20 protein-coding genes are annotated in these 22912 nt (G+C 64.7%); 6 read left to right on the top strand and 14 right to left on the bottom strand.

Annotation, left to right across the window (positions count from 1 at the left end; all coding sequences use genetic code 11):
• Positions 1–62 precede the first annotated feature (62 nt).
• The 7 genes from ACROSR_RS00100 to ACROSR_RS00070 form a co-directional block, all read right to left on the bottom strand.
• Positions 63–1769 (bottom strand): CAP domain-containing protein, encoded by a 1707-nt coding sequence (locus ACROSR_RS00100; RefSeq protein WP_432681714.1) that lies wholly within the window; start codon positions 1767–1769, stop codon positions 63–65.
• Positions 1770–2082: 313 nt separating this feature from the next.
• Entirely contained in the window at positions 2083–2250 is a 168-nt protein-coding gene (rpmG, locus tag ACROSR_RS00095; RefSeq protein WP_005856346.1) for a 50S ribosomal protein L33, read from the bottom strand.
• 128 nt (positions 2251–2378) lie between these two features.
• Complete coding sequence (locus tag ACROSR_RS00090) at positions 2379–2990, bottom strand: cell wall hydrolase (RefSeq protein WP_432681713.1); 612 nt, start codon at positions 2988–2990, stop codon at positions 2379–2381.
• A 157-nt stretch (positions 2991–3147) separates the two neighbouring features.
• Positions 3148–5697, bottom strand: a complete 2550-nt coding sequence (locus ACROSR_RS00085) for a putative PEP-binding protein (RefSeq protein WP_432681712.1) — start codon at positions 5695–5697, stop codon at positions 3148–3150.
• A gap of 219 nt (positions 5698–5916) precedes the next feature.
• Positions 5917–8148, bottom strand: coding sequence for a glycine--tRNA ligase subunit beta (gene glyS, locus ACROSR_RS00080; protein ID WP_432681711.1), 2232 nt, complete (start codon positions 8146–8148; stop codon positions 5917–5919).
• 4 nt (positions 8149–8152) lie between these two features.
• Positions 8153–8677, bottom strand: coding sequence for a DUF6446 family protein (locus tag ACROSR_RS00075; RefSeq protein WP_432681710.1), 525 nt, complete (start codon positions 8675–8677; stop codon positions 8153–8155).
• Positions 8677–9603, bottom strand: a complete 927-nt coding sequence (locus ACROSR_RS00070) for a glycine--tRNA ligase subunit alpha (RefSeq protein WP_432682053.1) — start codon at positions 9601–9603, stop codon at positions 8677–8679. Before ACROSR_RS00070 ends, ACROSR_RS00075 begins: the two co-directional genes overlap by 1 nt.
• A 189-nt stretch (positions 9604–9792) precedes the next feature.
• Between ACROSR_RS00070 and ACROSR_RS00065 the strand changes: the two genes are divergently transcribed.
• Positions 9793–11532, top strand: a complete 1740-nt coding sequence (locus ACROSR_RS00065; RefSeq protein ID WP_432681709.1) for a serine protease — start codon at positions 9793–9795, stop codon at positions 11530–11532.
• Between the two features lie 156 nt (positions 11533–11688).
• Here the strand turns inward: ACROSR_RS00065 and ACROSR_RS00060 are convergent, their stop codons facing one another.
• Positions 11689–12735, bottom strand: coding sequence for a Glu/Leu/Phe/Val family dehydrogenase (locus ACROSR_RS00060; RefSeq protein ID WP_432681708.1), 1047 nt, complete (start codon positions 12733–12735; stop codon positions 11689–11691).
• Between the two features lie 116 nt (positions 12736–12851).
• On the opposite strand from ACROSR_RS00060, the gene ACROSR_RS00055 reads away from it, so the two are divergent.
• Together ACROSR_RS00055 and ACROSR_RS00050 are read left to right on the top strand one after the other, a co-directional pair.
• Positions 12852–13307, top strand: a complete 456-nt coding sequence (locus ACROSR_RS00055; RefSeq protein ID WP_432681707.1) for an Lrp/AsnC family transcriptional regulator — start codon at positions 12852–12854, stop codon at positions 13305–13307.
• A 3-nt stretch (positions 13308–13310) separates the two neighbouring features.
• Positions 13311–14492 (top strand): geranylgeranyl reductase family protein, encoded by a 1182-nt coding sequence (locus ACROSR_RS00050; RefSeq protein ID WP_432681706.1) that lies wholly within the window; start codon positions 13311–13313, stop codon positions 14490–14492.
• Positions 14493–14552: 60 nt separating this feature from the next.
• Here ACROSR_RS00050 and ACROSR_RS00045 read toward each other — a convergent pair whose 3' ends face one another.
• Both ACROSR_RS00045 and ACROSR_RS00040 read right to left on the bottom strand, forming a co-directional pair.
• The gene (locus ACROSR_RS00045; RefSeq protein ID WP_432681705.1) at positions 14553–15221 is read right to left on the bottom strand and encodes a YiaD family glycine zipper/OmpA-like lipoprotein; all 669 of its coding nucleotides are present in this window, start codon (positions 15219–15221) and stop codon (positions 14553–14555) included.
• Between the two features lie 123 nt (positions 15222–15344).
• Positions 15345–16178, bottom strand: coding sequence for a methylated-DNA--[protein]-cysteine S-methyltransferase (locus ACROSR_RS00040; RefSeq protein ID WP_432681704.1), 834 nt, complete (start codon positions 16176–16178; stop codon positions 15345–15347).
• A gap of 98 nt (positions 16179–16276) precedes the next feature.
• On the opposite strand from ACROSR_RS00040, the gene nth reads away from it, so the two are divergent.
• A complete protein-coding gene (gene nth, locus ACROSR_RS00035) occupies positions 16277–16921 on the top strand; it encodes an endonuclease III (RefSeq protein ID WP_432681703.1) in 645 nt (214 codons plus the stop codon).
• Positions 16922–17292: 371 nt separating this feature from the next.
• On the opposite strand, the gene ACROSR_RS00030 is transcribed toward nth, so the two are convergent.
• The gene (locus ACROSR_RS00030; RefSeq protein WP_432682052.1) at positions 17293–18069 is read right to left on the bottom strand and encodes an enoyl-CoA hydratase; all 777 of its coding nucleotides are present in this window, start codon (positions 18067–18069) and stop codon (positions 17293–17295) included.
• Positions 18070–18132: 63 nt separating this feature from the next.
• Positions 18133–18984, bottom strand: coding sequence for a bifunctional DNA-formamidopyrimidine glycosylase/DNA-(apurinic or apyrimidinic site) lyase (gene mutM, locus ACROSR_RS00025; RefSeq protein WP_432681702.1), 852 nt, complete (start codon positions 18982–18984; stop codon positions 18133–18135).
• 86 nt (positions 18985–19070) lie between these two features.
• Here mutM and ubiE point away from each other — a divergent pair, with 86 nt between their 5' ends.
• Positions 19071–19814 carry a bifunctional demethylmenaquinone methyltransferase/2-methoxy-6-polyprenyl-1,4-benzoquinol methylase UbiE gene (gene ubiE / locus ACROSR_RS00020; protein WP_432681701.1) on the top strand — a complete coding sequence of 248 codons (744 nt, stop codon included), beginning with the start codon at positions 19071–19073 and terminating at the stop codon, positions 19812–19814.
• Between the two features lie 3 nt (positions 19815–19817).
• Positions 19818–21350, top strand: a complete 1533-nt coding sequence (ubiB, locus tag ACROSR_RS00015; RefSeq protein ID WP_432681700.1) for a 2-polyprenylphenol 6-hydroxylase — start codon at positions 19818–19820, stop codon at positions 21348–21350.
• 1 nt (position 21351) lies between these two features.
• Here the strand turns inward: ubiB and ACROSR_RS00010 are convergent, their stop codons facing one another.
• Together ACROSR_RS00010 and fliK are read right to left on the bottom strand one after the other, a co-directional pair.
• Positions 21352–22050, bottom strand: coding sequence for a flagellar hook capping FlgD N-terminal domain-containing protein (locus ACROSR_RS00010; protein WP_432681699.1), 699 nt, complete (start codon positions 22048–22050; stop codon positions 21352–21354).
• A 14-nt stretch (positions 22051–22064) separates the two neighbouring features.
• Positions 22065–22622, bottom strand: a complete 558-nt coding sequence (gene fliK / locus ACROSR_RS00005) for a flagellar hook-length control protein FliK (protein ID WP_432681698.1) — start codon at positions 22620–22622, stop codon at positions 22065–22067.
• Positions 22623–22912 lie beyond the last annotated feature (290 nt).

The raw sequence follows: 22912 nt of genomic DNA, 5'->3' as shown, positions 1-22912 counted from the left end.
CGGCGCGGCGCCGGCCACATGCGGCCAGCTGGCCGTTCAAAGCAAGGTCGCGTCTTTCTGGTCTACACGGTGTCCATGTTGCCCAGCAGGATGCCGGTCATCGTGATATCCGCGTCAGTGCCAAGCGATGCGATGTCCACGCCACGCTCGACAGCGACATTGTCCTTGTCAATCTCCAGCGTCTGCCAGTCGGTATCGGCGTCGAAGAACGCCCATTTCGGTGCGTGCTCGCTTTCCAGACCGACGGCATGCCGCAGCACCTCCAGCGCGTCGCCGGCCGTGACGCGCTGATCCCCGTTGAGGTCGGCTGCGACAAAGTTCTGGGCCTGCGCCGGTCCGAACGACGGCTCGAGCCCGACCGCGATGCGCAGCACGTTCAGCGCGTCCCCGGCGGTTATGTCGGGATCGTCCTCCCTGACATCAAGCTGCGCGTGGAGCCGTCCCGCCGCGCCACTGGCCAATCCAAGGTCGAAACCACCGGTGGCGTCGGTCGCCATGCCCCATTTCGGCGTTGCGTCGTCCTGCGGGGTGAATTCCACCGAGGCCCCGACCATGTCGTCGCCCGCCGCATCCTGCAGGTGGCCTGTCACGCGCATCGGACCGTCACCGGGAAACAGGTGATACCCGTCGGCGAAAATCAGCTTTTCGATCCCGGTCAGGTCGTTCTCGCCATCGCTCTCAACACCTGTTCGCGTATCGGTGACGATCGTCGAGTCCTGCGGTGAGCTGATCTCGTAATCTGCCTTGGACCCGGAGAATCGGGCGATGTCATAGCCGTCTCCGCCGTCGATTATGTTGTTCCCGCGACCCGCGATCAGCAGGTTGTCGAGGTCGTTGCCCGTCAGGATCAGGTCGCCCGCGCCCAGAAGACCGCCTTCGATCAGACCATCGCCCAGGGCCAGATCCCCCGAGGCCATGATGCGGTTGCCGCCGACCATATCGACCTTGACGTTGTGACCGCCCATATCGACAGTCACCGTGCGGGTTTCGCCATCCCATGTATACGACAGTTCGGTCTGCGTCGTGCCACCGGCCAGCGCCAGCGTATACCCGCCCGCCGGGGCCGTCTGATCGGAGGTTCCCGCCACCGAAACATCGACACCCGCCTTGGATTCGCCAATCGAATAGAACTCGTCGCCGTCAAGATCGTTATAGGCCACCCCGGTCAGGAAGATCTCCGTCCCGGACGTGCCGAATTTGTGGGTCAGCATGGACGCGTTGTAATCGCGCTCTATCCCGCCCTCGGGTTGGAAGCGAAACACTCCTTCACCCTGCGCAACACCGGTTTCGCGAAACACGTCGTCTAGAATGTTTTCCCGATGACCCGCGCTTCTGAAAAGACCGGCGTGGTGATCCAGGATATACGCCTGAAGATCGGGCGTACCGGTCGTCCCCAACCACGCGATATTTTCGCCAACTGCAGAAGGCGCGTCAAGATTGTAGCCGGCATCCCGGACACGTTCCGTCGGCGTCACGCCGTTTGGGGCGGGGGATTGCTGCGTGTCTTCGGCCTCGTGATCGAAATAGTTCCTGGCAAGCATGTCATCGGAATGCCGGGTCGAAGCAAGCGCCAGAAGGGGGTTGTGGGCCAGCGGTTGCTTGGGGTCGGCAGTCAACACCTGCGACGGCTCATCGGTAGGGTTGCCCGGCGTCGGGTCGTTGAGCCCTATGCCATAACGCTCTGCCTCGGCCGCCGGATCGAGGCGGGCGCGGTTGACCAGCTCGAGAAAAAGCTGTTCGTTTTCTGTCAGGTCCTGACTGGTTGCCATATCTACCCCAATATTCCTTTTTGGCCTGATCGCGCCGTCAGTGGCACCAGCAGATCCTGTCCGCAAGCCTTCCCCGGCCAGAGGTCCGTTCCGTTAAAGCAGATCGTGCGGTGTCCCGCGCGACCGCTTCGGAAATACACCCTTTGGGCCTGCCATAACAAGCTAAAGTTGTGCGATGGGGTTAGATATCGGGCGCGTTATTACATCGCACCTGCCAAGGCATTCACCCGGACAGGTGCCACGCCGCATCCTGCACGTCACGTGAATGTTCATCGGGACGGGAACCGTCCGCGGGCGCGCCCAAGGCAATGATCTACTTGATCTTGCCTTCCTTGTATTCGACATGCTTTCGCGCGACCGGATCGAACTTCCGGATCGTCATCTTTTCGGTCATTGTCCGCGCGTTCTTCTTGGTCACGTAAAAATGGCCCGTGCCCGCGGTCGAGTTCAAACGAATCTTGATTGTCGTCGGCTTCGCCATTTGGGTATCTCCTGCGCCGAACGCTTTGCGCGCCCGTGATTATCGTGTCAGACCCGCCTTGTATCGACGCGGGCGGTCGAGTCAACCGGGATTGTCCGGCTTGTGCGGGCAATACCCGCATTGCGGCGTCAGTTTTGCGACAGCCGCGTCGGCTTGCGGTAGAAATGGTGCACCCCGATCGTCGTCGTTCGGGGAAAGACCCGGGACCAGCGCGGGCTGACGGCCTTGGTGTGATAATGCGTGGCCCCGGCAGTCAGGCGCCGCGGTGCGCCCTGCACCATCAGGCGTGCGACCTTGTCGACCTGGTCGAAGGCTGCGGGATTGGCGATATTTTCCGCGAGGCCGTCGCAGGTATAGGTGAACTGGCACTGATACTTGCGCCCCGTGCCCTGACGGATCACCCCGCAGACGCTGTCGGGGAATTCGGCGCTGCTGGCCCGGTTCATGATGACCTCCGCCACAGCGAACTGACCCTTGACGCTTTCGCCGCGCGCCTCGAAATACAGCGCCTCCGCCAGACAGGCGGACTGGGCGTTTCCGCCGCCCACGGTCTTTTCCGCCAGCCAGTCGCGCGAGTATTCGATATCGATCTCGGGGCTTCTCAGGTAGCTGGCCATCCGGTCACCCGGAATGGACCGTAGCGCGCGCGTCTCTTGCTCCATCAGGCGGGTCACGGGGGTGTCGGCCAGCAGCGGACCTGCCGCCATGACCAGCAAGGCGCTTGCCAGTATGCGTTTCATCTGTCGTCTCCGTCTCTTGAAGGGTGGCATCTTCAATTTGACGAGATCCTTTAGACAATTTTAAGCTTCGCGTCCAGCCGAGGGGTCGGCGGGGACCCGCTCATGTCATTTTGTGACGCGGTGCGCGGGGGCCACGATCCGACCGTTGCCTGAAATATCAACCGCACTGTCCGATCGTGTCGCGCACGGTCAGTTGCGCCGCGGCAAGCCGCGCCACCGGCACGCGGAATGGCGAACACGATACGTAGTCGAAGCCCGCATCGCGGCAAAACGATATCGATTCGGGGTTGCCGCCATGCTCGCCGCAGATCGACAGCACGACGTCCGGGTTGGCGGCACGACCGCGCTCGGCCCCGATGCGCAGCAGCTCTCCGACACCATCGGTGTCGAGCTGATGGAACGGATCCTCGGGGTAGACGCCCTGCTGGACGTAATCGGACATGAAGCGCCCGGCATCGTCGCGCGACAGGCCATAGGTCATCTGCGTCAGGTCGTTCGTGCCGAAGCTGAGGAACGACACCAGCGGCGCGATCTCGCCGGCGCGCAGGGCGGCGCGCGGCGTTTCCACCATGACGCCCAGCCGGTAGGCAAAGTCGTGACCGGTCTCGTTGCGCACCGCTGCTGCGACGGAATCGATGCGGGTCTTGACCAGTTCGACCTCGCGCCGCGCGCTGACCAGCGGGATCATGATTTCGGGGACCACCGGCGCACCCTCTCGGCTTGCCTCGAGCGTCGCCTCGAAGATGGCGCGGGCCTGCATGTCGTAGATCTCGGGCACGGTGATGCCAAGGCGCACGCCGCGCATGCCCAGCATGGGGTTGTATTCGCCAAGCGCCTCGACCCGGCGCGTGACATCCGATAGCGGCAGGTCCAGCGCCTCGGCCAGTTGCAGATGTCCCGCGCGGTCGGTCGGCAGGAACTCGTGCAGTGGCGGATCGAACAGGCGGATGCAGACCGGCTGTCCCTGCATGATACGGAAAAGGTCGGTGAAATCGGCACGTTGCATGGGCAGCAGCCGTTCCAGCACCGCGGCGCGATCGGTGCTGGTATCCGCGAAGATCATCTCGCGCATGACGGTCAGGCGGTCATCCTCGAAGAACATGTGCTCGGTCCGGCACAGGCCGATGCCGCGGGCGTTGAACTTGCGCGCCACCTCTGCATCGGCGGGCGTGTCGGCATTGGCCCGCACCGCGATGTCGCGGACATTGTCGGCCCAGCCCATCAGCGTCTGGAACGACCCGTCGCGCGCGGCCTCCAGCAACGGGGCCTCGCCGGCAAGGACGACACCATTCGTGCCGTCGATGGTCAGTGTCTCGCCCGCCCGGATGACGCGCCCGCCGGGCATGGTCAGCTGGCCGAGCCGGGTCTGGAACCGGATCTCGGACGCGCCCACGATGCAGGGCAGGCCGATCCCGCGTCCGATCACCGCCGCGTGGCTGGTCATGCCGCCGCGTTCGGTCAGGACCGCGACGGCGGCGTGCATGCCGCGAATGTCCTCGGGGCTGGTCTCGCGCCGCACGAGGATCGCCGGCTCGCCCCTGGCCTGCGCCGCCTGCGCGTCGGCGGCGGTGAACACCACCCGGCCCGACGCCGCACCCGGACTGGCGGCGATACCGTGCGCCAGCACGTCGCGGCGTGCCTCGGGGTCCACCTGCCGGTGCAGCAACTCGTTGAGCGCGCGCGGCTCGACCCGCATCAGCGCCTCGCCCCGGCTGATGATCCCGTCCTCGGCCAGGGCCACGGCGATGCCGACCGCGGCGCGGGCATTGCGCGCCACGCGCAACCCGTCCAGCAGCCAGACCTTGCCGTTCTCGATTGTGAACTCGGCCTGCATCTCCTCGCGCAGCGTGGTCCGCATCAGCGCGGCATATGACTTGATCCTGTCAAAGGCGTCGGGTGCCAGCTCCTCCAGCGACGGGCCGCGCGCGTCGCGTTCCAGAAACAGCGCGTCCGCGCCGCGTTGCAGCGCGTCGCGCCCCTGGCTCTGGCTGAGATAGCGCCCGGTGATCTGGCGCGCGCCCGTCTGGCTGTTGACAAGCTGCATGACGCCGGACCCGCATTCGCCCTCGCCAAGGCCAAGCGCAAGCTCTTGCACCACGAGGCCCAGCCCGGCATCGGCGGGCGCCCCCTTGCCCTGCCGGAGCAGCCGCGCCGTCGTCCCCTCCCACGCGCGGGCCATCGAGCGCAGGACCTCCGTCAACTGCACGCCGGGATCCTGGGGGAACGCCTCTTCGGTCTCGGCCTCGTAGGCGCGCAGCGCCTCGCGCAGCCCTTCGACGGGATCTTCCGACACGTCGTCGAAGATGTCCGGGTCAAGCCGCGCAACATGCGTCGCATAGGCTTGCACGAAGCGCAGATAGATCTCTGACGCTGCGGGACGGCCGATCTGGTCGGCCAACTGCGCTAAGCGGGCGTCATTGATCCCGATATTCAGAACCGCGCCGGGCCCGCCCCAGTCGGGATCTTCCGAGGATGGGCGCACGCATAGCAGCGGCGCCTCGCCGAACGGTGCCAGAAGCTGCGCGATATCCGGCAGATCGCCGGCGGCGATCCGGTGCACGGCCTGAAACGACAGGGCGACGGTGCGCGGCACCGGCAGGTCGAGCCGCACGAGACGCTGCAGACATTTCGCCCGGCCGCCATGGGTGGCGGTCTGCACCGGGGCCGACGGGGTGATGAGGGTGATATCTTGGGCGTCTTGCTGCACTGCGGCACCTTTGCTTTGGCTGCAGAATACGCCGCACTGCGCGCATGGCAAGGGAAAGGATCAAAGGCGTGTGACTGCGCGCGACTGAGCTTGAGAGGTCATTCGAAACAGAAGGGCCATCGCCTGTCCGCGAACGTGCGATGGCCCTGCGGCCGCGTATCGCGCTGAGGTATCTGCCGCAAAGCCCCCTCAAGCCCGAGCGCCGCCACGCGCCCCGCCTTACCCCTCGATACGGGTCAGATCGGCGGCCTGCAGGCAGATCGTGCGGATACGGCTGAGCAGGTTGAGCCGGTTGCGGCGGATCACGGCGTTGTCCACATTGACCTGCACGGCGTCAAAGAACGCATCGGTGGGTACGCGCAGATCGGCCATGGCGCGCATGGCCCCAGCGAAATCTTCGGCCTCCAGCGCGGCCGTTATCTGCGGCTCTGCGGTGTCCAGCGCGGTGAACAGCGCCTTTTCCTCGGACGTCTCCGCGAATTTCACATTCGCACCAAAGGAATACTCGACCCCGTCCTTGTCCTCGGCCTGCGTCAGGATGTTGTTGGCGCGCTTGAAACCTTGCAACAGGTTCTCGCCATCGTCGGTCTTGAGGAAATCGGAGAGGGCCGTGGCGCGCTTGACCAGCAGCGTGAGGTCGTCATTGCCCTGCATCGCGAGACAGGCGTCGATCACGTCATGCCGGATGCCCTCGTCACGCAAGTGCACCTTGAGGCGGTCGTGGAGGAAGGCGAGGAGAGATGCGGTGATTACATCCATTCTCTCAAGTAATCGCTCCTCAGATGCCTCACTATCGGCATCAACCATTCGATAACTAATATCTTTACGCTCTTCACTGCTTAACAGACTTGTTAGGCTATCAGAGGCGATTTTCTCACCCCGAAGCCGAAATTCTGCGCCTTTAATCATTATCAGGCTCGCTAGAATGTGCCTCTCAATCAACTTCTCTGATATGTTAACCCGCAACCCATTCCCCAAAACCAACCGAATAACCCCCAACGCCGCTCGCCTCAAAGCGTATGGGTCTTTCGAGCCGGTAGGTTTCTCGTCGATGGCCCAGAAGCCCGTCAGCGTGTCGATCTTGTCGGCAAGGGCCACGGCCACGGAGACGGGCGCGGAGGGCACGGCATCGCCCGGACCCAAGGGCTTGTAATGCTCCTCGCAGGCTTCCGGAATACCGTCGTCATGGCCGGCGGCCTCGGCGTAATAACGGCCCATAAGCCCCTGTAATTCGGGAAATTCGCCAACCATTTCGGATTCCAGATCGGCCTTGCACACGCGCGCGGCCTCGGCGGCGAGATCAGGCTTGGCGCCGACCAATGGCGCAATCTCGCGGGCCAGTGCCGCGATGCGCCCCACGCGGTCGGCTTGCGTCCCCAGCTTGTTGTGGAACGTGACATGCGCCAGCCCTTCGGCCATGCCCTCCAACCCCTTGTCGCGGATCGTGCGCAGGTCGTTCTCCCAAAAGAACTTGGCATCCGACAGCCGCGCGGCCAGCACCTTCTGGTTGCCTGCAAGGATCGTCGCGCCGTGATCCGGGGTCTCGATATTGGCGACGGTAACGAAGCGTTCGATCCGGCCCGTCGCGGGGTTGCGCACCGAAAAGAACTTCTGATGCTCCTTCATCGAGGTCTGTAGCACCTCGGGCGGCAGGTCGAGGAATTCCTCGTCGATCCGACCCATCAACACCACGGGCCATTCCACCAGCCCCGCGACCTCGGCCAGCAGCCCGCGATCCTCGACCACCTCGAACCCACCGGCGAAGGCCTGATTGGTGGCGTCGTGCCAGATCGCCTCGGCGCGTTCCTGCGCGTCGAGGACGACATGCGCGCGCTTGAGCTTTGCCGCGTAATCCTCGAAGGACGTTACAGAAAATGCATCGGGCGCCATGAAGCGGTGCCCGCGCGTGATGTTTCCCGCGCGGATGCCGTCGATCTCGAGGTCCACGACCTGCGCCTCGCCCGAGTCATCGGTGAGAAGGCAGAGGATCGAGTGCAGGGGCCGCACCCATCGCAAGCTGCCGTTGCCCCACCGCATGGATTTGGGCCACGGGAAATTGCGGATGATCTTTTCCAGCTCTTCGGCCACGATATCGGCCGCCGGGCGACCGGGGCGGGTGAGGATGGCGTAATAGACCTGACCCTTCTTCTCGTCGCGGATCTGCAGATCGTCGCGGGAGACGCCCGCGCCGCGCAGAAACCCCTCGATCGCCTTTTCGGGGGCATCGACGCGCGGGCCCTTGCGATCCTCGCGCGTGGTCGGGCTTTCGGCCAGCAGGCCATGCACCGTCAGCGCCAGTCGGCGGGGCGTGGCAAAGCTGGCGGCGCCCGCATAGGTCAGCCCCGCCTCGACCAGCGCGTCGGTCATCCGGGCGCGCAGATCCTCGGCCGCACGGGCCTGCATCCGCGCCGGGATTTCCTCGGAAAAGAGTTCGATCAGCAGATCGGGCATGCGGTCAGTATCCTTTGGGCGGTTCGGGGCAGTCGTCGGGCGCGGGCTGGCCGTCGAACACAACCTCGCCGCAGCGGTTGATCTGGTGCCAGACATAGCCGCGCCCGTCCCCGGTGATGGCGACGATCCGGTCGATGCCGTATTCGATGTCGCGCTGCCCGAGGAAGGCCTGCGCGTGCCCGTCCTCCAGAGCTTCGCCGATGGCCTGCGCGTCGAAACAGTCGAACCAGACCGGCGCATTGAGCGGCTCGGCCTGAGGGTAGGGCGCGTAGGTCTCACTCAACTCATCGGGCCGCGCGTCAGTGGTGAAACAGGCGCGGTAGCGGATGGGCGAGCTGTCGGCGTCGATCGCCTGGAAATCGCCATGCGGCAGCGCCTCGCGTGTGCCGCCGGCTTGCGTGGTCAGTTGCACGTCGTCTGCGCCGGTCGCCGGCACGTCTTCGTAGAAGTGGTAGACCTGCAGGTAATACATGCCCGCACCGGCGATCAGGCCCGCGCCGACCAGCAAAATCGCGAGTATCTTTCCCATTACGCTGCCTTTCCGCCGGCGTCGGTCCGCACGAAGGCGTCGGCGCATTTGCGGGCCAGTGCGCGCACGCGTCCGATATAGGCCTGACGTTCGGTCACCGAGATCACGCCGCGCGCATCCAGAAGGTTGAAGATGTGGCTGGCCTTGATGCACTGGTCATAGGCGGGATGCGCCATGACGATGCGGTGGCCGGTCTTGGGATCGACATCCTCTTGCCCGAGGATCGCATCGCACTCCGCCTCGGCCTCTTCGAAATGCCGCAACAGAACCTCGGTATTTGCCACGTCGAAGTTCCAACGCGAGTATTCCTGCTCGGTCTGGCGGAACACGTCGCCATAGGTCAGCGGGATGGGCGCGGCGGGGTCGTTGAAGGGCATCTCCATGACGTGATCGATGCCCAGCACATACATCGCCAGACGTTCCAGACCGTAGGTCAGCTCGCCCGAGACGGGATGGCAGTCATGCGCGCCGACCTGTTGGAAATAGGTGAACTGCGACACCTCCATGCCGTCGCACCAGACCTCCCAGCCCAGACCCCAGGCGCCCAGGGTGGGGCTTTCCCAGTCATCCTCGACGAAGCGGATATCGTGATGCGCCATGTCGATGCCGATTGCCTGAAGGCTGCCGAGATAAAGGTCCTGAAGGTCGGACGGCGACGGTTTGATCAGCACCTGGTACTGGTAGTAGTGCTGCAGCCGGTTGGGGTTCTCGCCGTAGCGCCCGTCGGTGGGCCGGCGCGACGGTTGCACATAGGCGGCTGCCCACGGGCGGGGGCCGAGGCTGCGCAGCGTGGTGGCGGGGTGGAAGGTGCCCGCGCCAACCTCCATGTCGTAGGGTTGCATCACGGCGCACCCTTTGGTCGCCCAATAGGTCTGAAGCCTCAGGATGATCTCCTGAAAGCTGCGCGGTCTGTCTGCGTCTTGCATCATGCGATACCCTTGGGGACCACCCCTGAAAGTGCCGCCTTTCTCTAGGCGTCCCGCGCGGAAGGGTCAATCGCGTGTCCGTTATCGGATTGGCGTGATCTTCCACGACTTTGGGGGGTGCATCGGCGGGGAATTTTGCTAAACCTTACAGCGATGGCCGTGTTGCGCCTGTTTGATCGGGAAACCCCTATGCTGCGTATTTTTCTGGTCCTGATGTGCCTTGCCTTTGTCGGCGCGACAGAGGGTCGCGCGCAACAGGGTCCGGGCGTGTCGACCGCACCCGTCGTCTGGGTCCAGATCGAGGCGAAGTCCAGCCTTGCCGAGGCACGAGACGCCGCGCGGCGTTACGCCGCCACCCTTCCCTCGGTCAACGGGTTTTCGCTTGGCAATGGCTGGTATGCGATTGCCCTCGGCCCCTATGACCGCGATGCGGCGGAGCGTCTGCTGCGCGAGTATCGCCGTGAGGGACGGATCGCGCGCGACAGCTATATCGCGCGCAGTTCGGCCTACGAGCGTCAGTTCTGGCCCGTCGGCGCGGGGTCGAGCGACCGGCCCGCGCCGGTCGCGTCCGTGCCTGCGCCCGACATTGCCGAGAGTGCCGAGCCGCCGGGCGAGACCTTGCGCGAGGCCCGCGCAGGCGAAGCGCGGCTGACCCGCGAGCAGAAATTCGACCTGCAGAAGGCCCTGACATGGGCCGGGGTCTATGACGGCGCGATTGACGCGGCGTTCGGACGCGGCACGCGGGCTGCCATGGCGCGCTGGCAACGGGGTAACGGGTTCGATGCGACCGGGGTTCTGACAACGCGGCAGCGTGCCGAGCTTTTGCGTCAATACAATAGCGTGCTGGACGGTCTGGGTCTGGACAGGGTGGTTGACCGCGCGACGGGGATCGCGATGAAGATGCCGACCGCCAGTGTTGCGTTCGACCGCTACGCGCCGCCCTTCGCGCATTTCGATCCGGTGGGCGATCTCGATGCGCGGGTGCTGCTTATCAGCCAAGAGGGCGACAGCGCCGCGCTGAACGGGCTGTACGAGGTCATGCAGACGCTTGAAATCGTGCCCGAGACCGGGCCGCGCAACCTCGAACGCGACGGTTTCACGCTGGTCGGAGAGGGCGCGCTGGAGATCTCGCACACGCAGGTCTGGCTGCGCAACGGTGAAATCAAGGGCTTTACCCTGATTTGGCCGGTGGGCGACGAAGAACGGCGCAACCGTCTGCTGCGCGAGATGCAGGACAGTTTCGAATGGTTGCCGGGTACGCTGGATCCGGCAGAGGGCGACGCGTCGCTGCAGCGGATCGATCTCGTCTCCGGGCTTGAACTGCGCAAACCCCGGCGCACGCGATCCGGCTTTTATGTCGATGACCAGGGCGCGGTTCTGACCACGGCGGACGCCGTGCAGGGCTGCGGGCGGGTCACGATAGACGGCGTGCACGAGGCCGAAATCGCATTGGTCGATGACGCCCTGAGTGTCGCCGTGCTGCGCCCGAAGACCCGGCTTGCACCGGTGCGCGTCGCCACCTTTCAGGACCGGACGCCACGCCTGAGGTCCGAAGTGGCGGTCGCCGGCTATTCCTACGGTGGGGCGCTCGGGGGGCCGACGGTCACCTTTGGCCAGGTCTCGGATCTCAAGGGTCTGAACGGCGAGGCGCACATGAAACGCCTGACGCTTGCCGCGCTCGACGGCGATGCGGGCGGCCCCGTGCTGGACACGGGCGGTTCGGTACTTGGCATGCTGCTTGCCTACGAGATGGAGAATCGCAGCTTGCCGGACACTGTCAGCTTTGCGGTCACCAACGGGGCGCTCGCGGACGTTCTGGCGCGCGGCGGGATCACTGCGCGCCGAACGTCCACGTCGGGGACAATGTCGGCCGAGGCGTTGACCGACCGCGCCAATGCGATGACCGTTCTCGTGGGGTGCTGGGACTGACGCGCCGGGTCGCGGTCGTCGTGATGCGCGGATCGTGTCGAATGGCTGCTTCGTGACACGTCCCGGCACGAACGGGCCGTCTGTCGACGGCGCCCCTGCGACAGGTGGCCGTCGGCCACTTCGGCGCGGCGGGTGAGCCGGTCGCCGCCAGTCCGGTCATCCGGCGCGTGGCAATAATCGGTTCTCGACCATACGATCCGCTATCACGGCGGGGCTGACGCCGTCGGCGCGGGCCTGCGCGAGGATGCGGGCGATCGTGACCTGCATCGACGACAGCCGATCCTCGACCCAGCTGTCACGCTCGGCGATATGCAGGATTTCCGCCGCCACGTTGATGATGCCGCCACCGTTGACCACGTAATCGGGCAGGTACAGAATCCCGCTGGCCATCAGGGCCGCCGCAGCATCGGGCGTGGCGAGCTGATTGTTTGCGGCACCGCAGATGATGCGTGCGCGGATACGTGGAATGGTCGCCGCGTCAAGCACGCCACCGATAGCACAGGGCGCAAGGATATCGACATGCGCCGCAAGAATTCCGGATGCCGCGGCCGGCGTCGCCCCGAACGCGGTGACGGCCGAGGCGACACGGCCCGCATCCATGTCCGCCACCACAAGGCGGGCACCGGCGTCGTGCAGCTGCTGACAGAGGTGCCAGCCCACATGGCCGAGGCCCTGCACACCCACCACGCGCCCGGCGAGATCGGCCTTGCCCCAAACCTGCATCGCCCCCGCTTGCATCGCACCGCACACACCGCGCGCCGTGACAGGCGAGGGGTCGCCACTTGCGTGAACGCCTTGATCGAGGCCCGCGACATAGCGTGTCTCGCGCGCGATTTCGGCCATGTCGGCCGGCGACATGCCCATGTCCTCGGCGGTCCAGTACCGACCTTGAAGGCTGTCAATGGCCCGGCCCATGGCACGCAGCAGCGCCGGCGTCTTCCCGGTGGCGGGATCGCCGATGATCACCGCCTTGCCGCCCCCAAGCGGCAGGTCGGCGGCGGCGTTCTTGTAGCTCATTCCGCGTGAGAGGTTCAGGACATCGCGCAAGGCGTCGTCGTCGCTGTCATAGACCCGCATCCGAAGCCCACCGGCGGCCGGACCCAGCCTGGTGGAATGCAGACCGATGAATCCGCGCAAGCGGCTGTCGCGGTCCTTGACGTGGTAAAGTTCTTCATGTGTCGATGAGGAAAGACGTGTCAGCATGGTGGTATCCTTTCACGGTTCAGGGTAAACGGCGTCGGACGCGGAAAAACGGCGAATAACGCGCTTGTGTCCGGTAATGGCGGGCTTTTTCGCCAAAAAAGGGCGGTTCAGGGGACATGGACAGCATCGATCGTCGCATCATCGCGGCCCTGCAACGGGACGGGCGTCAGAAACTGACCTGCCTTTCGGCGGTAGTCGGTCTGTCGCCGACACCCCTGGCGCGGCGCATCGCCCGGCTGGAGGGGCAGGGGGTCATTACCGGCTATGCCGCGCGCATCGACCAGGAAAAGCTGGGCCTGCCGCTCAACGCCTTCATTTTCGTGGAGCTGGAGCATCATAGCCGCGACGGCATCAAGGCGTTCGAGGATGGCTTGCGGCACTTCGACGAGGTGATGGAATGCTACCTGATGACCGGCACGCGGGATGTGTTGATCCGGGTCGTGGCCGCGGACCTTGCCGCATTCGACAGGTTTCTCGAGGATGGTTTGATGCAGATGCCGGGCATCCGGTCCATGCGGTCAAGCTTTGCCCTGCGGACCATGATCCGGCGCGACGCGCTGCCCGAGGCCTGAGCCATGGAGCGCTACGACGTGATCGTGATCGGTGCGGGCCCCGCGGGCGGTGCGGCGGCCTATTGGGCCGCGCGGGCAGGGCTGCGCGTGGCGCTGATCGACCGCAAGAGCTTTCCCCGTGACAAGCTTTGCGGCGGCCTGATCACGGGGCGCGCGCGCGGCTATTACGCCGGGATTTTCGGTCACGAGATGCCGTTCGAGGCGATCGACCGCAAGACCGAGGTCGACTTTCGCTTTCGCGGGCGTCCCGTCGGCCTGATCCACGATGCGCCCGCGCTTTGTGCAACGATGCGGTGGGATCTTGACGCGATGATCTGCGGGCACGCGCTTGACGCCGGGGCAGGGGATTTCACCGGCCACAGCATCGCGGCGCTGAACTGTGATGCGGGGGTGGTGACACTGGATGACGGTCGAACGCTGGTCTGCGGCGTGCTGATCGGGGCGGACGGGGCCAACAGCGAGGTGGCGCGGCACCTCTTCGGTCAAAGCTTTGACCGCGCGCAGATCGGTTTCGGGCTGGAGATCGAGGCGACGGATGATCACCTCCGCCCCGACGCGCCCATCCGTATCGATCTGGCCGCGGTCAGTTGGGGCTATGGCTGGGTTTTTCCAAAGCGCAGAACGACGACGGTGGGTGTCGGCGGGCTGCTGTCACAGAACCCCACGATGAAACGCGCCATGGCCGACTACTGTGTGATGCTGGGCCTCGACGCGGACGACCACAGGGTCAAGGGCCAGTTCCTTCCGTTTGGAGAGTTCCGCCGGACACCGGGACGGGGCGCGACCGTTCTGGCAGGCGACGCCGCCGGCCTTGTCGATCCGATCACCGGCGAGGGGATCGGCTACGCGATGAAAAGCGGCCAATTGGCGGCACAGGCGGCGATAGAGTCCCTGTCGGCCGGCCGCCCCGAACGGGCCATCCGGCTCTACACCCGCGCATTGCGCCCCATCCACCGGGCGCTGCGCATGGCGCGCCTTATCCGACCGGTGATTTTCGTCCCACGTTTTGCCCCCGGATTCGAGCACGCGTTTCGCCGTTCGACCACCTTGCGCCACCAATACCTGCGGCTGATGGCGGGCGAGGTGGAATACGGAGAAATTCTGTGGCGGCTCTTGCTGCGCCTGCCGCGATTTGCCTGGGCGACGCTGCGCGGTGGCCGGCCGCCGCCCGAGGCGGGGGAGTAGCGTCACACCGCAATCCCCCGGCCTTGTCGTCTGAGCCCACGCGGGGCTTTCGGTTGCGGATTACCTATTGGGCACGATGACGATCTCGACCCGACGGTTCTGCGCCTTGCCTTGCGGGGTCAGGTTGGACGCAACCGGCTGATCCTCGCCGCGCCCATAGGCGTTGATCCGCGACGATTGAACACCGCCACTTCGCAATACGCTGGCCACGGTTTCGGCGCGCCGCTCGGACAGCCTCTGGTTATAGCTGGCGGCTCCATCGCTGTCTGTGTGACCGACGACCTGCACGCGGGTGTCGGGATAGCGCTGCAGGCTGTCGGCGACGGTGAACAGATCCTGGCGCAAGCCGGGACGGATGTCGAAGCTGTCGACGGCGAACAGGATGTCCTGCGGCATGGTCACGATCAGGCTGTCGCCGGTGTTGTTGATACCCACGTCGTTATCCAGCTGATTGCGCAGTTCCGCCTCCTGCCGGTCGAGTGCATTGCCGACCACGGCGCCGCCCGCAGCCCCGAGCGCCCCCCCGATCAGAGCGCCCCGCGCCTTGTTGTCGCTGGTCAGCGCACCGGCCCCGGCCCCGAGCAGACCACCGACAATGGCACCCTGCCGCGTTTTCTGGCGGTCCTGTCCGCCAAGCGCGGCAGGATCGGTGCAGGCCGTGGCCAGCAGCAGCGAGGCCCCCGAGAGCAAAAGGATCGGGGTGCGCATGTGGTGTTTCGTTCGGATCATGAGAGAGGCCCTTTCATTGGATTACGCGCGATAGCGCACAACGTGCGTTCAAGATATGCAGTAACACGTCCAGCCCCAAGCCTCCATGCGCGAAAAGATGCGCCGTCGGGCGCAGAAGTCCGCCTATCCGTCGGTGCGCGCGCTTTCGCGGGCCAGCATCGCGCGCTTGATGGGCAGACCCCAATGATAGCCGCCAAGCCCGCCGGATTTGCGCAGGGCGCGGTGGCAGGGAATGAGATAGCTCACAGGGTTGCGCCCCACGGCGGTCCCGACCGCGCGTACGGCGCGCGGATGCCCGATCGCCCGCGCGATATGCGAATAGGTCGTGACATGCCCCGACGGGATATCCATCAGCGCCTCCCACACCTTGATCTGGAACGGCGCGCCGATCACCTGCACCGCCACGTCTCCGCGCCCGGCAAAGGCCGCCTCGACCCATGGCGCGATCCGCTCTGGCGCCGGATCGCAGACCGCACGCGGCCACCGCGCGCGCATGTCGGCAAAGGTCGCATCGCGCCCGATCTCGTCGGCAAATGCCAGTCCGCAAAGGCCGCGATCCGTGCCCATGGCGAGCGCCGTGCCGAACGGGCTCTCGAACCAGCCGTAATGCACGGTCAGACCATCGCCCTGCCGTGCGAAGGCGCCGGGGCTCATGGCCTCCCATCGCAGGAAAAGATCGTGCAGACGCCCGCTGCCCGACAACCCGACCGCGTCCGCGGCCTCCAGCGTGGTGCACCGCTCGGCCAGAAGCGTCTTGGCATGGTCGAGTGCAAGGTATTGCCGGTAGCGTTTCGGCGAGACGCCGGCCCATTGCGAGAAGAGCCTCTGGAAATACGCGGCACTCATGCCCATTTCGCCCGCCAGATCGTCCAGCGAAAGGGTATCCCCACGCGCGTCGATCAGCGCGATCGCGCGGCGCATGACGTTGTAATGATAGCTTTGTTCGAGATCGGTCATAGGGCAATCCTGACTGGTTGTCGCCAAGATAGGCTGTTGGCGCCGCGCAGACGACCCGAATGTTGCGCATCCATTGAAATCGCGCCATAGGTTCCACGATGGTAGCCCAACTCGATTATCATACGATCCGCGAGATCTTCACCCGGTTCGAGGCCGCCGCGCCAAATCCGGAGGGCGAGCTGGCGCATGTGAACGCCTTTACCCTCGTGGTGGCCGTGGCGCTGTCGGCGCAGGCAACCGATGCCGGTGTCAACCGTGCCACGCGCACTCTTTTTCAGGTGGCCGACACGCCGCAAAAGATGCTGGATCTGGGCGAGGACGGGTTGATCGAACATATCCGCAGCATTGGGCTTTACCGCAACAAGGCCAAGAATGTCCTGAAGCTAAGTCGCATTCTGGTGGATCACTATGGTGGCGAGGTGCCCAACTCGCGCGCTGCCCTGCAATCACTGCCCGGTGTCGGGCGCAAAACCGCCAATGTCGTGCTCAACATGTGGTGGCACTACCCGGCTCAGGCGGTGGACACGCATATCTTCCGTCTGGGCAATCGCAGTGGCATCTGTCCGGGCAAGAATGTGGAGGTGGTCGAACGTGCCATCGAGGACAATGTTCCTGTGGACTTCCAGCGCCATGCGCATCACTGGCTCATCCTGCATGGGCGCTACGTCTGCCGTGCGCGCAAGCCCGCCTGCGGCACCTGCCTTATCCGCGATCTCTGTCTGTTCGAGGACAAGACCGAATGAGAGGCGATCTTGCCGGTTGTGTGAGATGTGTCGAACGACATGCGACAAGCAAAGTGACGAGATGCTTTTGCGCAAATCGCGATGACCCGAAGGATGCGCAGAGTGCCGGCGCCGGATTGGGGTATTTTTGCCAAGAAGAAACAACAGGTGCGCGCCCGGCCCTGGCGTCGGTCGGAGCCTTCCCGATGCAAACCGTGGCCGGGCACGTCTTCTCCTTGGGCGGTCATCGGCTCCCCAGCCTGTACCGCGGCACCAGTCTGGCATGGGGCGTTTAACAAACCATTGCCTTCTTCTTGGGTCAAATACCCTGGGGTGAATTGGCCGAAGGCCAAGAGGGGCAACGCCCCTCCTGTCATACACCCGTGACCTGCTCACTTGTCGCGGAACTGCGCCTCGCGCTTTTCGGCGAAGGCGGCCATTCCCTCTTTCTGATCCTCGGTCGCAAAGAGCGAGTGAAAGACGCGCCGTTCGAACAGAAGCCCCTCGCGCAGCGTGGTCTCGTAGGAGCGGTTGACCGTCTCTTTGGCGGCCATCACCGTGATCTGCGACTTTTCGGCGATCTTCTGGGCCGCCGCCATCGCCTCTTCCATCAGCTTCTTGGCCGGGACCACGCGGCTGACGAGGCCGGAACGTTCCGCCTCGTCGGCATCCATGAAGCGACCCGTCAGGTTCATGTCCATTGCCTTGGACTTGCCGACATAGCGCGTCAGGCGCTGCGTGCCGCCGAGGCCGGCGATGACACCGAGATTGATCTCGGGCTGGCCGAATTTCGCCGTATCCGAACATATGATGAAATCGCACATCATGGCCAACTCGCAGCCGCCGCCCAAGGCATAGCCCGAGACAGCCGCGATGATCGGCTTGCGCACGCGCATGATCGCGTCGGTGTCTTCGGTGAAGAGATCTTCGGTGAAGACATCGACGAAGCCCTTGCCGCTCATCATCTTGATATCGGCACCGGCCGCGAACGCCTTTTCCGAGCCGGTCAGCACGATGCAGCGGACTTTCTCGTTGTCCTGCGCCTCGCCGAGGGCGCGCGCAAGCTCTGACATGAGCTGGTCGTTGAGCGCGTTGAGGGCGTCAGGACGATTGAGCTTGATGAGCGCGACGTGGTCTTCTACTTCGACGATGATCGTCTCATAGGCCATGAAACCAGCTTTCATTTGTTTCCAACAGTCCGAGTCATTACCACTGTTTGCTGCGCGATCAACCTATCTTTGACAGCGCGGGCAATAGAAGCTGGACCGCCCCGATTGCACAACGCGCGCAATTTTCGCCGCGCAGTCCCTTGTGCGGCATGGTGCCCCCTCGCGCCCGTAGACATCGAACGCGTGCTGGAAATATCCCAGATCGCCGGTCGCCTGTCGAAAATCGCGCAGCGAGGAGCCACCCGCGGCGATCGCATCGTCGAGAACCGCGCGGATGATCGGCACAAGCCCGCCCGCGCGCTGCGCGGAGATGTTTCGGGCACGGCGGCGTGGCGAGATCCCCGCGCGAAACAGCGTCTCGCAGACATATATGTTGCCCAACCCTGCCACGATCCTCTGATCGAGAAGCACCGACTTGATCGGGCTTGACCGCCCGGCGATCGCCGCCGCGAGGTACGGCGCGTGAAAGCCATTGCCAAGCGGCTCCGGCCCCAGTTTCGCGAGAAGCGGATGCGCGTCGGCAGAACCCGTGGGCATCAGGTCCATCGCGCCGAAGCGGCGCGGGTCGTTGAACGTGATCCGCGCGCCATTCTCCATGTCGAGCACGACGTGATCGTGTTTCTCGGGTGCGGGATGGGTGTGAACATAATGCCCGATCCCGTTGCCCGAGATCAGCATCCGGCCCGACATCCCCAGATGGATAAGCAACGTCTCGTCCGAGTCCAGGTCGGCAAGGATGTATTTCGATCGCCGGCGCAGCGTCATGATCCGCTGCCCGGTCAACCGTCTCGCCATGTCGGGCGGGAAGGGCCAGCGCAGATCGGGCCGGTTGACCACGGCCTGCGCGATCATGGCCCCCTCCATCACGGGGACCAGGCCGCGGCGGACTGTCTCGACCTCGGGTAATTCGGGCATGTGGAACCTGCATTGACAAAACGGGCGCATTGTAACCGCCCCGACCTGTCCTATAAGAAATACGGGAACAGAAGGCGACAAGACCAATGAACGAGAAATCCACCCATTTCGGCTTTGACGAGATTCCCGAGTCGGAAAAGGCCGGGCGTGTACGCGGGGTCTTCGGCAGCGTCGCCGGCAAATACGATGTGATGAACGATGCCATGAGCCTTGGCATCCACCGGATCTGGAAGGATGCGATGATGGACTGGCTTGCGCCGCGCGCAGGTCAGAGGCTTCTGGATGTGGCCGGCGGCACAGGTGATATCGCGTTTCGGTTCCTCGACCGGGCAGGGCAGGGGCATGCGACAGTGCTCGACATCACCGAGCCTATGCTGATCGAGGGGCGCCGCCGCGCCGAGGCCGAGGCAATGGCCGACAGTCTCGACTGGGTGGTCGGCGATGCGATGGCGCTGCCGTTTGCCGATAACAGTTTCGACGTCTACACGATCAGCTTCGGCATCCGCAACGTGACCCGCCCGCAAGAGGCATTGGCAGAGGCGTATCGCGTGCTGCGGCCCGGCGGGCGCCTGATGGTGCTGGAATTCAGCCAGATCCCCAACGAGATGCTGCAGACGGTCTACGACCTGTACAGCTTTCACATCATCCCGCGTCTCGGGCAGGCGATCGCCAACGATCGCGACAGCTACCAGTACCTTGTCGAATCGATCCGCCGGTTCCCCGACCAGGAGGCATTTCTGGACATGGTCCGCGCCGCCGGATTCGGCAACGCCAAGTACCGCAACCTGAGCCTCGGGATCGCCTGTCTGCATTCCGGCTGGAAACTCTGAGCGATGCGCGGACCCCACAATATCGTGCGGCTTGTGCGCACCGGTGCGACGCTGGAACGGACCGGGGCGATGGCGCTGATCATGGACGCCTTCGAGGCGCCGCCGCTGGTGCGGGCGACGATGCGGTGCCTGGCCTGGCCGTTCCAATGGTTGGGATATCGGGGTGATCCGGACAGCCCGGCCGCGCTGCGGGCGCTTTCCGCCCTCGGACCGGCATATATCAAGTTCGGTCAGATCCTGAGCACCCGCCCGGATCTGGTGGGTGAGGAGCTTGCCGGGCAGTTGCGCGTGCTGCAGGACAAGTTGCCGCCATTCCCCGTCGATGTGGCGCGACAGAGCATCGCCGACGAACTGGGCCGGCCGGTGTCGCAGATTTACGACGATTTCAGCCCGCCGGTCGCCGCCGCGTCGATCGCGCAGGTGCACAAGGCCCGGCTGCGCGAGACAGGCGAGGCGGTGGCCGTCAAGGTATTGCGTCCCGGAATAGAGCGTGCGTTCCGCCGCGACATCGATGCGTTCTACTTTGCCGCGCGCATGATCGAATTGCTGGCCCCCGGTGCGCGCCGTCTGCACCCCACCGATGTGATCGCCCATTTCGAGGGCGTCGTGATGGGCGAACTCGACCTGCGGCTCGAGGCGGCCTCGGCCTCCGAATTCGCGGCCAACACCGAAGGAGATCCGGGGTTCCAGCTGCCGGCCGTGCATTGGACCCTGTCGTCGCGACGGGTCATGACGATGGGCTGGGCCGATGGCGTGTCGATGGGTGACAACGCCGCGATCGATGCGGCCGGTCACGATCGCTCGGTCCTGGCCGAGCGGGTGCTGCAACTGTTTCTCAATCACGCCTTGCGTGATGGCTATTTTCACGGCGACATGCATCAGGGCAACCTCAAGGTCGCGCCGAACGGCAATATCATCGCCTATGATTTCGGGATCATGGGCGATATCGACGAGTATACGCGCCGGGTGTATGCCGAAATCCTTTACGGTTTCATAAAGCGTGATTACCGACGCGTGGCAGAGGTGCATTTCGAGGCCGGGTATGTCCCGGCAGATCGCGACATGGATGCCTTTGCCCGTGCCTTGCGCGCCGTGGGCGAGCCGATCTTCGGCATGGATGCCAGCCGGATCTCGATGGGCAACTTGCTGAGTTATCTCTTCGAGGTGACCGAACGCTTTGGCATGGAAACGCGCACCGAACTGATTCTCCTGCAGCGCACGATGGTCGTGGTCGAGGGTGTCGCCCGAAGCCTCGATCCGCAGATGAACATCTGGCAGGTCGCAAGGCCCGTGGTCGAGGACTACATCAAGAAGACCATCGGGCCGCGTGCCGCGCTACGGGATCTGGGGCGGACAGCCGCCATCCTGTCGCGCTACGGGCCCCGTCTGCCGCAACTCGTGGAGTCCGCCCTGATCCGTCAGGCCAGCCCGCCAACGCCGGATGCCGGCACGCCGTGGCATATCCGGCTGGCTTACGGGGCGATCGGTGCCCTTTGCGGCGCGGGCGGTGTCATGGCGGTCTTGACGCTGTCGTGACCTAGCCTGTCTTCGACGGCTGTCTGAGGCTGATGATATCGGTGGCCGACAGGCTCTGACCATTCTCCAGCACCACCTCGGTCTCGCCGCCGTTCAGACGGGCCTCTGTGATCCGGCTGTGCACGGCCACGGGGGTCTGGGCCAGGATTTCGCCTTTGGCGCTCGACTGCACGGCGACGGAATAGGTGCCGTGGGCCAATGGCACGCCGGTCGCATCGCGACCGCTCCAGTCAAGCCGTCCGCTGGTGGGGGCGATATCCTGACGTTGCACGATGCGGCCCTGTTCGTCGGTGACCACCAATTGCGCTGCATCGGCCAGCGGATCGACCCGAGTGGTCAGCGACACCGGCGCGCCCTTGAACGCCACGGGTACACGTGCTTCGGCCTCCATCCCGATCCATCCCGAGAGTTGTCCCATCCCGAGCGTATCGATCCGCGTCCCGAGACCGGCAAGCAGATCGTTGGTCTGGACCTGTTGCTCGACGGTCGAGAATGTCGCGAGTTGTACCGCGAAATCGGCGGAGTCCACCGGGTTCAACGGGTCCTGGTTGCGCATCTGTGTGGTCAGCATTTTCAGAAAGGTCTCGAAATCCGAACTGAGCGCGTTGCCGCGCTTGGCTCCGTCTTCCGGGACGGCTGCCTTCGCGGGCGTGGTCCCTGGCAGGTCCGATTTCGGTTGCGTTGGTGATGTCAGTTCCATGATGTCTCCTGTGTCTAGAGGCGAATGTCCAGCCGGTCCGCGACCAGCACCAGCGGGGTGATAGGGTCCGGCGTATCCTTCGCGGTCCGTGATCCCGCGTCGGCATCGTCCATGTCGACCGGCGGGGGGGCGTTTCGGGCGTCGGCATCCCCGTGATCAAACGTGAATTGTGCCGATTCATAGCCGATATCGAGAAATTCCTGCGCAAGCGTGTCGATATTTCGGCGCAACAGGTCCAGCGTTTCGGCGCGATCCGCGAGCACATTGACGGTGACGCCCGCTTCGGTCTGCGTGAAGGTCAAACGCACGGGACCAAGCTCTTCGGGGCTGAGCATGAGCTCGACCGCCGGCCTTGCGCCGGGCGCGGCCTTCTGGGCGGCGGCCGCGATCTGCATGGCGATCATCTGTGGCATCTCTGAGCGGGGCAGGGCGCCGCCCGATTGAAAGCTCAAGGGGCTTGCGCCCTGTCCGCGGGTCTCGATCCCGAATGCCAGATCGGGATCGCGCCCTTTTCCGGCAATGTCAGTGCCCAACCCGTCCCCGAAGGCGGCGGAAACCGGCGTCTTGGGCACCGTGGCATCGGTGCCGGGGCCGTATATAACGGGTTGCGCGGCTGTGTTTGCAACGGCAGGTGAACGGAGAGGCGGTGACAGGCGCGGATCATCCCGTCCACGCGCCTGGTCGCCGCCCGCTCCGGGATGTCGCGCGCCCCCCGCATCCATCGCGACACGCACCGGTGCACTCTCATGCGTGTCGTCGGTGTGACCCGGCGCAACCGTCCCAAGGGTCGTGTCGCGAAGTTGGTTGAAATTTGAATGTGGCGTAATCTCCGGGTGACTCGAAACCACCCAATCCGGCGGCT

Source organism: Roseovarius tibetensis (assembly GCF_050896375.1).
In the GTDB taxonomy this organism is placed as follows: Bacteria; Pseudomonadota; Alphaproteobacteria; order Rhodobacterales; family Rhodobacteraceae; genus Roseovarius; species Roseovarius tibetensis.
Note: the sequence above shows the minus strand (reverse complement) of the source record. Positions and strands in the feature narration are given on the sequence as shown.